Annotated in this window: 8 protein-coding genes; 5 read left to right on the top strand and 3 right to left on the bottom strand. The window is 74.8% G+C overall.

Features of this window, described 5'->3' with window-relative positions:
- Positions 1–7 precede the first annotated feature (7 nt).
- Positions 8–394, bottom strand: coding sequence for a hypothetical protein (locus tag AC3EN4_RS11470; protein WP_422738880.1), 387 nt, complete (start codon positions 392–394; stop codon positions 8–10).
- Positions 395–573: 179 nt separating this feature from the next.
- Here AC3EN4_RS11470 and AC3EN4_RS11465 point away from each other — a divergent pair, with 179 nt between their 5' ends.
- Positions 574–5,391 carry an Lhr family helicase gene (locus AC3EN4_RS11465; protein WP_435205910.1) on the top strand — a complete coding sequence of 1,606 codons (4,818 nt, stop codon included), beginning with the start codon at positions 574–576 and terminating at the stop codon, positions 5,389–5,391.
- A gap of 335 nt (positions 5,392–5,726) precedes the next feature.
- Here the strand turns inward: AC3EN4_RS11465 and AC3EN4_RS11460 are convergent, their stop codons facing one another.
- Positions 5,727–6,335, bottom strand: a complete 609-nt coding sequence (locus AC3EN4_RS11460) for a hypothetical protein (protein ID WP_435205909.1) — start codon at positions 6,333–6,335, stop codon at positions 5,727–5,729.
- Between the two features lie 404 nt (positions 6,336–6,739).
- Here AC3EN4_RS11460 and AC3EN4_RS11455 point away from each other — a divergent pair, with 404 nt between their 5' ends.
- A complete protein-coding gene (locus AC3EN4_RS11455; RefSeq protein ID WP_435205908.1) occupies positions 6,740–7,540 on the top strand; it encodes an SAM hydrolase/SAM-dependent halogenase family protein in 801 nt (266 codons plus the stop codon).
- A gap of 37 nt (positions 7,541–7,577) precedes the next feature.
- On the top strand, positions 7,578–7,820 hold the full coding sequence (locus AC3EN4_RS11450) for a CPCC family cysteine-rich protein (RefSeq protein ID WP_425892893.1): 243 nt from the start codon (positions 7,578–7,580) through the stop codon (positions 7,818–7,820).
- A gap of 28 nt (positions 7,821–7,848) precedes the next feature.
- On the opposite strand, the gene AC3EN4_RS11445 is transcribed toward AC3EN4_RS11450, so the two are convergent.
- On the bottom strand, positions 7,849–9,120 hold the full coding sequence (locus AC3EN4_RS11445; RefSeq protein WP_435205907.1) for a hypothetical protein: 1,272 nt from the start codon (positions 9,118–9,120) through the stop codon (positions 7,849–7,851).
- A 109-nt stretch (positions 9,121–9,229) separates the two neighbouring features.
- Between AC3EN4_RS11445 and AC3EN4_RS11440 the strand changes: the two genes are divergently transcribed.
- Together AC3EN4_RS11440 and AC3EN4_RS11435 are read left to right on the top strand one after the other, a co-directional pair.
- Complete coding sequence (locus AC3EN4_RS11440; protein ID WP_435205906.1) at positions 9,230–10,039, top strand: DNA-formamidopyrimidine glycosylase family protein; 810 nt, start codon at positions 9,230–9,232, stop codon at positions 10,037–10,039.
- Between the two features lie 165 nt (positions 10,040–10,204).
- Positions 10,205–13,861: a hypothetical protein gene (locus tag AC3EN4_RS11435; protein WP_435205904.1), complete on the top strand. Its 3,657-nt coding sequence runs from the start codon at positions 10,205–10,207 to the stop codon at positions 13,859–13,861.
- The last annotated feature ends 14 nt before the right edge of the window (positions 13,862–13,875 follow it).

Raw genomic sequence — 13,875 nt, 5'->3', positions numbered from 1 at the left:
GTGGCGGTCAGCGCAGCAGGGCGTCGCCCACCGGCAGCGCGTCGTCGAGGTCCTGGTGACCTCGGCGCAGGTCCGCGAGGAGGTCGACGCGGCCGAGCTGGCGGGCAACCTTGGCGACGACCCTTTCCGCGACGGCGAGGGATCGCATCGAGAGCAAGCGGCCCCGGCTCTCGCGGCGCAGCACGAAGTAGTGCACGGCGACCCGGACCTGACCACGGTCGGCGGCGCTGGCCTGGGCGGTGGAGACGACCAACTCCCGCAGGCAACCGGCGAGACGCTCGGCGAGCTCCAGCTCAGGCCCGTGCAGGCCGGCCCGGAGCGCGGCGAGGTGACTGTCGACCTTGCGGATCAGCACATCGGTGCCGGGCTCGACGTGTCGCGGCTCGCCGGTCATCCGATCCCTCCCCACCCGATTCGCGTTGCGGGTGAAGTTACTTTATGTTGCGCCACACAAGCAAGCAGTTAAGTGAGACTTAACGTATTAAAGGTGCACGAGGCGCAATTTCCACGCAGCGTGGCACGATCTCCCGTGGGACGTTCGTGGTTGTCGTACCGGCGGGGCACGATGGACCGGTGACGAGGGCGAACGCGGGTGAGGGCGAGGTGCTGGACGAGTTCGGTCCGGCCACCCGCGCCTGGTTCGACGCCGCCTTCGCCGCGCCCACCGCCGCCCAGACCGGCGCCTGGCGATCCGTGTCGGCCGGCCGTAACGCCCTGGTCGTGGCGCCCACCGGCTCCGGCAAGACCCTCGCGGCCTTCCTCTGGTCGCTGGACCGACTGGCCCGCGAGCCGGCACCGACCGAGGCACGCCAGCGGTGCCGGGTGCTCTACGTCAGCCCGCTCAAGGCCCTCGCCGTCGACGTCGAACGCAACCTGCGCGCGCCGCTGGCCGGCATCCGGCAGGCGGCGACCCGCCTCGGCGTTCCGCCCCCCGACATCACCGTCGGAATGCGCACCGGTGACACCCCCGCCGACGAGCGACGCGCGTTCGCCCGCACCCCGCCCGACATCCTCATCACCACGCCCGAATCCCTGTTCCTGCTGCTCACCTCGGCCGCTCGGGATTCGCTGCGTGGCGTCCAGACGGTGATCGTCGACGAGGTCCACGCGGTGGCCGGCAGCAAACGCGGGGCCCACCTCGCCCTCTCCCTGGAACGCCTCGACGAGCTGCTGCCCACGCCGGCACAACGGATCGGCCTCTCCGCCACCGTCCGGCCGATCGACGCCTGCGCCCGGTTCCTCGGCGGTGCCCGGCCGGTCGACGTCGTACAGCCACGCACGGCGAAGACCATCGAGGTCAGCGTGCAGGTGCCGGTGGAGGACATGACCCGGCTCGACGAGCAGGAGCAGCCACCCGAGGATGCCCTCGGCGGGCCCGGGCCGCGCCGTGCCTCGATCTGGCCGGCCGTCGAGGAGCGGGTCTTCTCGCTGATCGGGCAGCACCGCTCCACCATCGTGTTCACCAACTCCCGCCGTAGCGCCGAGCGCCTCTGCGCGCGGCTCAACGAGTTGGCCGCCGAGGAGGTGGCCACCGCCGCGCTCGCCTCCGCGTCGGGCGGGGGCGCGGTCGTCGTACCCCCTGGGTTTTCGGCGGGCGACCAGCCGGCGGCCGACGACGACCCGGCGTCCGGCGCGCAGCGGTGGGGTGGCCCGGCCGGTCCGGCGCGCAACCGGCCGCCGGCCAACGGCGGCTCGGCGCCCGGTCCGGGCGGCAGTCGCGCGCCGGCCAACGGGGGCTCGGCGCCCGGTCCGGGCGGCAATCGTGCGCCGGCCAACGGCGGCTCGGCGCCCGGTCCGGGCGGCAGTCGCGCGCCGGCCGAGGTTATGGCCCAGTCCGGCGCGGCGACCGGGGCCGCGCCGGTGATCGCGCGCGCCCACCACGGCAGCGTCTCGCGGGAGGAGCGCAAGCACATCGAGGAGGCGCTCAAGTCGGGCCAGCTTCCGGCGGTGGTGGCGACCTCCAGCCTGGAGCTGGGCATCGACATGGGCGCGGTCGACCTGGTGGTGCAGATCGAGGCCCCGCCGAGCGTCGCCGCCGGCCTGCAACGCGTCGGCCGGGCCGGGCACCAGGTGGGCGCGGTCTCCCGCGGGGTGGTCTTCCCCAAGCACCGGGGTGACCTGCTGTCCTGCGCGGTGGTCGCCGAGCGGATGACCGACGGCGCGATCGAGGAGCTGCACTACCCGCGCAACCCGCTGGACGTGCTGGCCCAGCAGATCGTCGCAATGGTGGCCCTGGAGCCGTGGCAGGTGGGCGATCTGGCGGCGCTGGTCCGGCGGGCCGCGCCCTTCGCGGAGCTGCCCGACTCGGCGCTGCACGCCGTCCTGGACATGCTCTCCGGTCGCTACCCGTCCACGGCCTTCGCCGAACTGCGTCCCCGACTGGTCTGGGACCGGGCCAGCGACCAGCTCACCGGCCGTCCCGGCGCGCAGCGGTTGGCGGTGACCAGCGGCGGCACGATTCCGGACCGGGGTCTGTTCGGCGTCTTCCTGGCCGGCGCCGAGCGGGCCGCCCGGGTCGGCGAGCTGGATGAGGAGATGGTCTACGAGTCGCGCGTCGGCGACGTCTTCCTGCTCGGCTCGTCCTCGTGGCGCATCGAGGAGATCACCCCAGACCGGGTGCTGGTCTCCCCCGCGCCGGGGCAGGCCGCGCGGATGCCGTTCTGGAAGGGCGACCAGCTCGGCCGCCCGGTGGAGCTGGGCCGGGCCATCGGCGCGCGGGTCCGCGCCCTGCTGCGGCAGAGCGACGAGGCGGCGCTGACCACGCTGCGCGAGGGCGGCCTGGACGACTGGGCCGCCACCAACCTGATGGCCTACCTGCGTGACCAGCGGGAGGCCACCCGGTCGCTGCCCGACGACCGCACGGTCGTGGTCGAGCGCTTCCGCGACGAGTTGGGCGACTGGCGACTCGCCGTGCACAGCGTCCTCGGCGCCCGGGTCAACGGGCCCTGGGCCCTCGCCGTGGGCCGCCGGCTGGCCGAGCGGTACGGGGTGGACGCCCAGGTCATGCCCTCGGACGACGGGATCGTGGTGCGCCTGCCGGACACCGCCGACGAGCCACCCGGCGCCGACGTGGTGGTCTTCGAGCCCGACGAGATCGCCCAGCTCGTGCAGGAGTCGGTCGGCACCTCAGCACTCTTCGCCGCCCGGTTCCGGGAGTGCGCCGCCCGGTCGCTGCTGCTGCCCCGCCGCGACCCACGCCGCCGCCAACCGCTCTGGCAGCAGCGGCAACGCGCCGCGCAACTGCTCGACGTCGCCCGCGAGTACGCCGACTTCCCGGTCACCCTGGAGGCCGCCCGGGAATGCCTCCAGGACGTCTTCGACCAGCCCGCGCTGGCCGAGCTGATGCGCGACCTGGCGGCCCGCAAGGTCCGCCTGGTCGAGGTGGAGACCAGCGCACCGTCGCCGTTCGCCCGGTCGCTGCTCTTCGGCTACGTGGGCGCGTTCCTCTACGAGGGCGACGCCCCGCTCGCCGAGCGTCGAGCCGCCGCCCTGGCCCTGGACTCCACCCTCCTGGGTGAGCTGCTGGGCCGGGTCGACCTGCGCGAACTGCTGGATCCGGCGGTCCTCGCCGAGACCGACCGGCAACTGCGCTGGCTCACCGAGCAGCGCCGTCCGCGCGACGCGGAGGACGTGGTCGAGCTGCTGCGGGTGCTGGGCGACCTGAGCGACGTCGAGCTGACCGAACGGGGCATTCCGGAGAGCTGGCTGACCGAGCTGGAGGCCGCCCGCCGGGTGCTGCGGGTACGGATCGCCGGCGAGCAGCGCTGGGTGGGCATCGAGGACGCCGCCCGGTTGCGCGACGCGCTCGGCGTGGCGCTGCCCGTCGGCGTCGCCGAGGCGTACCTCGCCCCGGTGGCCGACCCGCTGGGCGACCTGGTGGCCCGGTACGCCCGTACCCACGGGCCGTTCGCCGCCGCGACCTGCGCGGCCCGCTTCGGGCTCGGCGTCTTCGTGGTCGAGCAGGCGCTGCGCCGCCTCGCCGCCACCGGCCGCGTCGTCTCCGGCGAGTTCACGCCCGACACGGCGGGTGCGCAGTGGTGCGACGCCGAGGTGCTGCGGATGCTGCGCCGCCGCTCCCTCGCGGCGCTGCGCCGGGAGATCGAGCCGGTGCCGCCCCGGGCCCTCGCCACCTTCCTGCCCCGTTGGCAGCAGGTCGGCTCGTCCGCACGGGGCGTGGAGGCGCTCGCGGCCACCGTGGAGCAGTTGCAGGGCGCGGCGGTGCCGGCGTCCGCGCTGGAACGGCTGGTGCTGCCCGGCCGGGTCGCCGACTACTCCCCCGCTCAGCTCGACGAACTGTGTGCCAGCGGGGAGGTGCTCTGGGCCGGCTCGGGGGCGATCTCCGGAGGCGACGGCTGGGTCACCCTGGCGTACGCGGACGCCGCGCCGCTGCTGCTGCCGCCGCCCGACGAGGCGTTGACGCGTACCCCGCTGCACGACGCGGTGCTGGACGCGCTCGGCGACGGGCAGGCGCTGTTCTTCCGCGCGCTGGCCGACCGGGTCGGCGCCACCGACGACGCCGCGCTCACCAGTGTCATCTGGGACCTGGTCTGGGCCGGGCACCTCACCAACGACACACTCGCCCCGCTACGTGCGGTGCTCGGCGCGGGTGGGGCGCACCGGTCCCGCCCGGCCGCGCCGCGCACCCGCTACCGGCGGCCCGGACGGGTGGCGCTGCCCACCCGCAGCGGCCCACCGACCGTCGCCGGCCGCTGGTCGCGGCTTCCGGAGCGGGATCTCGACCCGACCCGGCGGGCCGCGGCCCTCGCCGACGTCCTGTTGGAACGGCACGGGGTCGTCACCCGGGGCGCGGTCATGGCCGAGCAGGTGGTCGGCGGGTTCTCGGCGGTCTACCCGGTGCTGTCGGCGCTGGAGGAACGCGGCGCGGCCCGCCGGGGCTACTTCGTGGAAGGGCTCGGCGCGGCGCAGTTCGCGGTGCCCGGCGCGGTGGACCGGCTACGCGCCCTGGCCGAGCCGACCGACGGCGCGCGCGGCCGTGGCGGGCCGGCCACCGTCCTCGCGGCCACCGATCCCGCCAACCCGTACGGCGCGGCGCTGCCCTGGCCGGACCGGGTCGTCGACTCCGGCGACGGGGCCACCGCCGCGACCGGCCACCGGGCCGGCCGTAAGGCCGGGGCGCTGGTGGTGCAGGTCGGCGGCGACCTGGTGCTGTACGTGGAACGCGGCGGCCGAACCCTGCTCTCGTTCACCGACGACACCGAGACCCTCGCCGCCGCCGGCAAGGCACTCGCCGACGCCGTCCACTCGGGAGCGTTGGGCGCGATGTCGGTCGAGCGCGCCGACGGCGAGGCGGTGCACTCCTCACCGCTGCGGGACGCGCTGACCGCCGCCGGCTTCCGGGCCACCCCGCGCGGCCTACGCCTACGCGGCTGACCCGTCACCCGGCCCAGGACCGCTGCGGCTCGCTCAACCGGTCAGTGCTCCACCGGCGCGATTGGCCGACCGCGCCCGGCGTCCGTGTGCGTCATCGGCTTCCCGCGGGACGGCCATCCCGGGTGGCAGAGCACTCGCCCGCGGAACCCTCACGCGCTCCGGCAGCTCTCCCCCGCCGCAGGGCCAGCACCACTGTTGTGGCGTTGATGCCTGTGCGTCATCTTGATGACTCACAGGCATCACAGGCACAACAGCCATGCGCGGCCGCAGCCGCCCGACGGCAGCCCACCGGGACGGCGGCGCAGCGGGCAGCGGGCAGCGGGCAGCGGGCAGCCTCAGCGGAGGCTGTTGAGGGTCTTCTCGTAGCGGAGGCGGTCGGCTGCCGGTGTCTTCGCCTCGAGGTAGTTGAGCACCACGGCACCACGCCGGTACGACTGCCCACCCCAGGTCTCGGCGATGTCGCCGGCGCTGGTCTCGTCGGGGAACACGTAGACGGTGACGCCGTCGGTGGCCACGATCTCGGAGCAGCCCAGCCCGAGACCGTCCGGACCACAGTCGACCGAGCGGTCCTTGGGGTGGGTGACCCGCAGACCGGCGGCCTTGAACGCGTCGACGACCTGCCGCGCGCTGGGCGCGCCCGCCGGACGCGGGGGCAGAACCACCGGCGGCGGACTGGCCGGCCGGCGTTCGACAGGTCCCTGCGGCGGCACCGACGGCACGCTGGGCGGCGTGGCGGACCGTGCGGGTGGCGGTACGGCCGAGTCGGTGCCGGACGGAACCGCCGAGGGATCCGGCAGGCTCGGCAGATCGGTGGCCTGGACGGCCGGGGACGAGACACCGGGGGCGGCACTCGACGGCTCGGCGTCGTCACCACGGCCGCAGCCGGCGATGACGGCGGCGGCGACCAGTAGGACTCCGACGGCGGGCAGGCTCCGAAGTGTCACAGGCGCAGTCTGCCCAACCACGCTGGGCGGCGCGAGGGGCCGGTCGGCCACCGCGCTGTCCACTATCCGCCACCCGGATCCGCCGGGCGCTCGGTCACCCTCGTCGATGCGGCCCATCCCGTGCCGCCCACCCGCAGGCGAACTCCGCCGAAAGATCCGCGCAACATCAGGGATGTTGCTGCCTCCCGCCCGCCACAGGCAGCAACAACAGGGAACTTGCGCGGATCTTGCCGCGCGGGGCGCGGGCGCGGGACGCGCGGACGGCGCAGGCGCGGGACGCGCGGACGGCGCAGGCGCGGGACGCGCGGACGGCGCAGGCGCGGGACGCGCGGACGGCGCAGGCGCGGGACGCGCGGACGGCGCAGGCGTGGGCGTGCGGAGGGAGGGGGCGTTAGCCTGCGGGGGTGTCCGGCACACCGTGGATCTCGTTGACCACCGACTACGGCCTCGACGACGGCTTCGTGGCCGCCTGTCACGGGGTGATCGCCCGGATCGCGCCCGCCGCCCGGGTCATCGACGTGACGCACCTGGTGCCGCCGGCGGACGTCCGGCGCGGGGCCGCCGTGCTGGCGCAGACCGTGCCGTACCTGCCGGTGGGCGTGCACGTCGCGGTGGTCGATCCGGGTGTCGGCACCGCCCGCCGGGGCATCGCGCTGGCCACCCCGGGTGGGCTGCTGGTCGGCCCGGACAACGGGTTGCTGCCCGACGCGGCCGCCGCGCTCGGCGGGGTGCGCGCCGCCGTGGAGCTCACCGAACCCCGGTGGCTGGCGGCCCGGGTGTCCGGCACGTTCCACGGCCGGGACGTCTTCGCTCCGGTGGCGGCGCGGCTGGCGCTCGGCGAGCCACTGACCGAGGCCGGCCCGGCGATCGACCCGGACGACCTGGTCCGGCTGCCACCGCCGGTCGTGACCCGCGACGCCGACGGCTTCACCGCCGAGGTGCTGACCGTCGACCATTTCGGAAACGTGCAACTGGCCGCGCCGGGCGAGGTGCTCGGTGCGCTCGCGGCCACCGTCCGGGTCGGCCCGCCCGGGCCGACACCGTCCCACCGGGCGGTACGCGGACGGACGTTCGGCGACGCGCCACCTGAGGCCCTGGTGGTGTACGTCGACTCGGCCGACCTGGTGGCGGTGGCGGTCAACGGCGGTCGGGCCGTGGACGTTCTCGGCGTACGCCCGGGTGACCTCCTGCGGGTGGCCGGGTGACATTCGACTGTGGAATGCTGCCCCGGTGGGTGAACCGGTGGGTGAACACGTAGTTCCCGTGGGCTGTCCCTGTTGTGCCTCCCGGACCGGCGGCGGGACCTGCCCGGTCTGCTTCTGGACCGACGACGGTCAGAACGACGCCGACGCGGACGCGGTGCGGGGCGGGGCCAACGGCGACCTGAGCCTGTCGCACGCCCGGCTCAACTACGCCGTCTACGGGGCGAGTCACCCGCGTTACCAGGACATGGTGCGTCCCGCCCGCCCCGACGAGCGCCCCTGAGGCGACGCCCGCCGAGGCGCAGGCCGGTTCAGCAGGCCGGCACGGTGCCGCCGTAGACGGTGGAGACGTACGCGTGGCTGACGTACTGCCCGGTGGCCAGGCGGTTCCACCTGGTGGTGGTGCGGTACGGGCCGGCGACCGACTGGCCGGTGATGTAGCACTGGACCGGCACGTTGGCGAACCGGGCGGCGAGGCCACGGACCGCGTACGAGGTGCCGGGCCCGGTGCGGATGTTGAGCGGGCCGTCACCCACGACGGCGCGCGGTCCGCCGCCGGTCCACAGGTACGCGACGTCCACCCAGGCGTTGGTGGTGAGTTGCAGGCCGTCCCAGAAGGTGCCGTCGGCCAGGTCGACGCCGGCCGGGTTGAGCACGGTACGCCCGAACTGGTCCTTCCCGCCGTTGTAGCCGGACTGGTAGGCGGCCTGCGCCTCGGGCCGGCCCTGCGGCAGGTTCTTCCAGTTCTCGCGGACGGCGGACGGGTTCCAGTAGTCGTCGCGGGTGTTCCACGGTCCGACGTCCCAGACCGGCGCGTACTCGCAGCGCGCGCCCGTGGTGGTGCAGACCCGCACGGTGTAGTCGCCGGTGTTGAGCGGGGAGAGGCCCCGGCGCGACGGTAGCGCCACGAAGTGGTCGCGCGGCTGCACGGTGCGGCCGTTGGCGGTCAGTTCGCCGACCAGTCCGATCCGGGTGGCGTACACCCGGTAGGTGAGGCCGGGCGTGGCGGCGGACACGGCGGCCGTCGCGTCGGCGGTGAGGTCGACGCCGCGTACCGTCGCGGTGGCCGCGCCGGCCCGGGCGGTCAGCACCACCCGGGTCTGTACGCGGCTGACCGGCTGGTCGAAGACCGCGCCCGCGGTCGCGGCCCGCCACTCGGTCCAGCCGGTGAGCCGCCACCCGCGCACCTGCGCCTCGACGCTCGCCCCGGTGGGGATGTCGGCGCTGATCTCGGCACGGACCCGGGTGGCCGGGCGGCCGAGGGTGCGTGGGGCGCTGAGGAGCATGCCCTCGGCGAGCGCGCTGTGTGGGCTGCGCGGGCTGCGCCCGGCCGGGCGGGCCTCGCGCAGTCGCAGTCCGGCGGCGGTACGGCGGACGTTGACGTCGTCCCGGTCGACGACGGACAGGTCGGCGCTCCACCGTTCGCCGGCGGGCGCGGCGGCGGTCAGGGTGAGTGACCCGGCGGTCGCGGGGGCGGCGGTGGTCCGGGCGGCGCGGGTGACGGGCACCAGGGCCACGACGAGCGCGAGGGCGAGGATGGCGGCGAGAGTGGCGGGTCGGATACGACAATGGCGTCGTCTCATGGGCATTCTCCTCAGAACTCCCTGACCATTGCATGTCCGGAGATCATGAGGAACCTGGCTACAAATAGCGACACATGCGAATCTTGCTCGAAAGAGGGAGGATGGCAGGGTGCCCGAAGGTGACACCGTCTGGAACACCGCCCGCGTGCTGCACCGCGCGCTGGCCGGAGCGCGGCTGACCGGCTCCGACTTCCGGGTGCCTGAGCTGGCCACCACCGACCTCACCGGCTGGACCGTCCGCGAGTCGGCCAGCCGGGGCAAGCACCTGCTGCTCCGCCTCACCGCCCCGGACGACGCGCCGTGGACGCTCCACTCCCACCTGCGGATGGACGGCGCGTGGCGGGCGTACGCGCCGGGGGAACGGTGGAGCGAACGGCCCGCACACCTGATCCGGGTGGTGCTGCGCAGCCCCGGCGCGGTGGCGGTGGGCTACCACCTGCACGAGTTGGCCCTGGTGCCCACCGCCGAGGAGGACACCCTGGTGGGCCACCTCGGGCCGGACCTGCTCGGCCCGGACTGGGACCCGGCCGAGGCGGTCGACCGGCTCTGGGCGCATCCCGAGCAGACCATCGGCGAGGCGCTGCTCGACCAGCGCAACCTGGCCGGGGTGGGCAACCTCTACAAGTGCGAGGTGCTGTTCCTGCGCGGCGTGTCCCCGTGGACGCCCGTGCGGGCGGTGCCCGACCTGCCGGGCCTGGTCGACCTCGCACAGCGGCTACTGGCCGCCAACCGGGGCCGCTGGACGCAGAGCAGCACCGGCTCCCTGCACCGGGGGCAGACCAGCTACGTGTACGGCCGCCGCGCCCAGCCGTGCCGCCGCTGCGGCGCCGCCATCGCCAAGCGGGAGCTGGGCGAACGGGTCACCTACTGGTGCCCGGTCTGTCAGCCGGAGCGGCCGGGGACCCCGCCGCCGAGCTGAGCGGGCGTTGTGGATCGAGGTCATCCCAGATACGGACGATTGGGTAATTCCTAACCGACCCCTCGACGTCGCATGCTGCGGTTGGGTGCTCACCGCCTGTCAGCAGAGTGCCGAGGGCCGCCACGTCGGGGTGGCGTTCCTCGTGCCCCGACCCCGGGGAGAGTCATGGCGATCTTCCGCAGACTCCGCTCCACCTTCCTCTTCCGGCCCGCCCCGGACGGCCTCGGTCGGACGGCGTCCGTCCCGACCGCGCGTACCGCCCCCGAGGAGGCGGCGCCCACGGCCAGCCTGGACCCGTCCGCCGAGCCACGCTGCTTCGGACCGGTGCCGAACGTCGCGTACAGTCCCCGCCCGACGCGTGACCCCGACGGCCGGCCGGTGCCGGGAACCGGGCTGCGCAAGTTCGTCGACGCGCTGCCCGTACCGGGCGACGAGGCGCTGCCGGTGGCGGTGCCGGACACGATCAGCTACCCGGGCTGCGACTACTACGAGATCGGCCTTCAGCAGTACGCGCAACGCCTGCACCGGGACCTGCCGGTCACCCGGCTGCGCGGCTACCGGCAGCTCAACCTGGGCACCGACGCGGCGGGCCACAACACGGTGGCACCGCCGGAGCGGCCCTGGCACCTCGGCCCGATGATCCGCGCCCGGCGGGGCCGACCGGTCCGGGTGAAGTTCATCAACCAACTGCCCACCGGCCGGGCGGGCGAGTTGTTCCTGCCGGTCGACGAGACGGTCGAGGGCGCCGGCCTCGGGCCGCTGGACGGTCCGGCGCCGTACCCGCAGAACCGGGCGGTGCTGCACCTGGCCGGGGCACAGACCGGCTGGACGAGCGCGGGCAACCCGGGACACTGGATCACCCCGGCCGGGGAGATCACCCCGTACCCGGTCGGGACCGGCCTCACGCCGGTGCCGGACATGCCCGCGCCCGGTGCCGGAGCCACCACGCTCTACTTCCCCAACGAGCAGAGCGGCCGGCTGCTCTGGTTCCACGACAACACCCTCGGGCTGGCCCGGCTCACCGTCTACGCCGGCCAGCTCGCGCCGTACCTGCTCACCGACCCGGTCGAGGACCAGCTCGTCGCCGACGGGGTGCTGCCGGCCGAGCAGGTGCCCCTGGTGATCGAGGACAAGACCTTCGTGCCGGACGACACCCAACTGGCCGCCGAGGACCCCACCTGGGACCGGGAACGCTGGGGTGCTCGCGGCAGCCTGTGGTACCCCCACGTCTACCAGCCCCGACAGAACCCGTACCGGTCCGGCGGGCGCAACCCCACCGGACGGTGGGACTACGGCCCCTGGTCGCGCCATCCGGCGCCGGACGGCGGCCGGGGCGACAGCGGACCCACCGTGGACGGTTGGCCGATGGCCGAGCGGATCGCCGGGGAACCACCGCTGACCGGCCCCGGACCGGTGCCGAACCCGCACCACGATCCCGTCGGTGGTGGCGCCGAGCCACCGCTGCGCCCCGGGGTGCCGCACCCGTCCGCGGTGCCCGCGGCGTACGGGGACACCCCGCTGGTCAACGGTGTCGCCTATCCATACCTGCGGGTGCGCCCCGCCGTGTACCGCCTGCGCGTCCTCAACGCCTGCCTGGACCGCAGCCTCAACCTCCAGCTCTACCGGGCCTGCTCGGACGCCCCGATGTGGTCAGACGACGGGGCGCTGGCCGACGCGGACGCCGGCGAGGTGCCGATGGTGCCCGCCGTACGGTCGGCGGACCGGCCGGCCGGTTGGCCCAGCGACGGGCGTGACGGCGGAGTGCCCGACCCGCGCGCCGCCGGACCGGAGTTCGTCCAGATCGGCAACGAGGCCGGGCTGCTGCCCGCTCCGGTGGTGCTGCCCAACCGGCCGATCAGCTACCGCTACGACCGGCTCGACCCGACGGTGTTGAACGTGGACGGGCACACGCTCCTGCTCGCCCCGGGTGAGGTGGCCGACGTGCTTGTCGACTTCTCCACCGTGGAACCGGGCAGCACGTTGATCCTCTACAACGACGCCCCGGCGCCGCTGCCCGGTTTCGACCCGCGCTACGACCAGCACACCGACGCGCCGGACCGCACGGCCGAGGGTGGTCCACCACCCACCGAGCCGGGGTACGGGCCGAACACCCGTACCCTGTTGCAGTTCCGGGTGGCCGGCACGCCCGAGGGGCGGTACGACCTGGGCCGGCTGCGGGAGCGGCTGCCGGTGGCGTACGCGGCCAGCCAGCGCCCGCCGATCGTGCCGCAGCCGGCGTACGACCCGGCGTTCGGCAGCCGGACCACGGCCGAGACGGTCGTCTCGGCACACGCCGACACGGTGACGTTCACGCCGCTGGCGGGTACCGGTCCGGTGACCCTGCCGATCGAGGTCAAGGCCGTGCAGCAGGTCTTCGAGCCCGGTCACGGCCGGCTGGCCGGCCGGCTCGGGGTGGGCCACCCGCACACCGGACCGCTCGCCCCGGCGACCCTGCCGCTCGGGCCGACCGATCCGGTGACCGAGGTGCTGTTCGCGGCCGACCCGGCCACTGGAGTGGGCGCGCCGACCGACGGCACGCAGCTCTGGCGGATCAGCGGCAACGTACGGCAGACCGAGCCGCTGCGCTTCGGCGGCTGCGACGTGCAGATCGTCAACCGGGTCGGCTGGGACGGCACGCAGCGCCCGCCGCACCCGGCGGAGCTGGGCTGGAAGCAGATCGTCCGGGTCAACCCCCGCGAGGACGTGGTGGTGGCGCTGCGCCCGGTCGCCCCGGCCCTGCCGTTCAAGCTGGGCGACAGCGTCCGGCTGCTGGACCCGGGCCGTCCGCCCGGCGCGCGGACCGGATCGACGCCGGTCAGCCCGACCGACGGTCGACCCGCCGTGGTGGTCAACCAGATGGTCAACCTGGGGTGGGAGTACCGCTGGCACAGCCAGCTCGCCGGCCATCGTGACCTGGGCATGAGCCGGCCGTTGGTGCTGCGGGTGACGCCACGCGCGCCTACCGGGCTGACCGCCACGCCGGTGCCCGGCTCGGCCACCGCCCTACCGGCGATCGCGCTGGCCTGGACCGGCAACGGCGGACGCCCGCCCGCGACGAGCCACCTGCTGCAACGGGCCACCGACGGGTCCTTCGGCGGCGACGTCACCACGATCACCGTCGCGGCGACCGCGACCCGCTACACCGACGCGACGGTCACCCCCGGCGTCACGTACCACTACCGGATCCGGGCGGAGAACGAGGTGAGCTACTCGTCCTGGTCGAACAGCGTCCCCGCCTCGGTGCACCTCGCCGCGCCGGGCGGGCTGATCGCGGCGATTCCGCCCGCCGCGCCGCTGCGGGTGGCGCTGCGCTGGACGAACCGCTCCTTCGCCACCGGCATCGACGTGCAGCGGGCCACCAACCCGACCTTCACCAGCGGACCGGGCACCACCGCGATCGGGGTGGGCGACAACCACCTGGACACCACGGCCGCCCCGGACACCACGTACTACTACCGGGTCCGCACCACCTACCTCGGTGCCGCCTCGGCGTGGTCGACGGTGGCCGCGGCGAGCACCCCGCCCGCGCCGAGCACCCCCGGCGAGGTGAACGCGACCGCGAGCGCGCCGGGCCCGGACACCGCCACCGTGGTGCTGGCTTGGGCGGCGAACACCCCGGTCGGGCCGGGGTCCGGGTTCATCGTGCAGCGGGCGCTGGACCCGGCGTTCGCCCACGAGGTGGCGACCTTCACGGTCACCGGTCGCGGCTTCGCCAACACGGGCCTGGCCCGGGGCGTGACCTACCACTACCGGATCCGGTCGTTCAACGTCGTGGGCAGCTCGCCGTACACCGGGCCGATCCCGGTGACGACGCCACCGTGACCGGCGGTCGGGCG

This window comes from Micromonospora sp. bgisy143, assembly GCF_057708145.1.
Note: the sequence above shows the minus strand (reverse complement) of the source record. Positions and strands in the feature narration are given on the sequence as shown.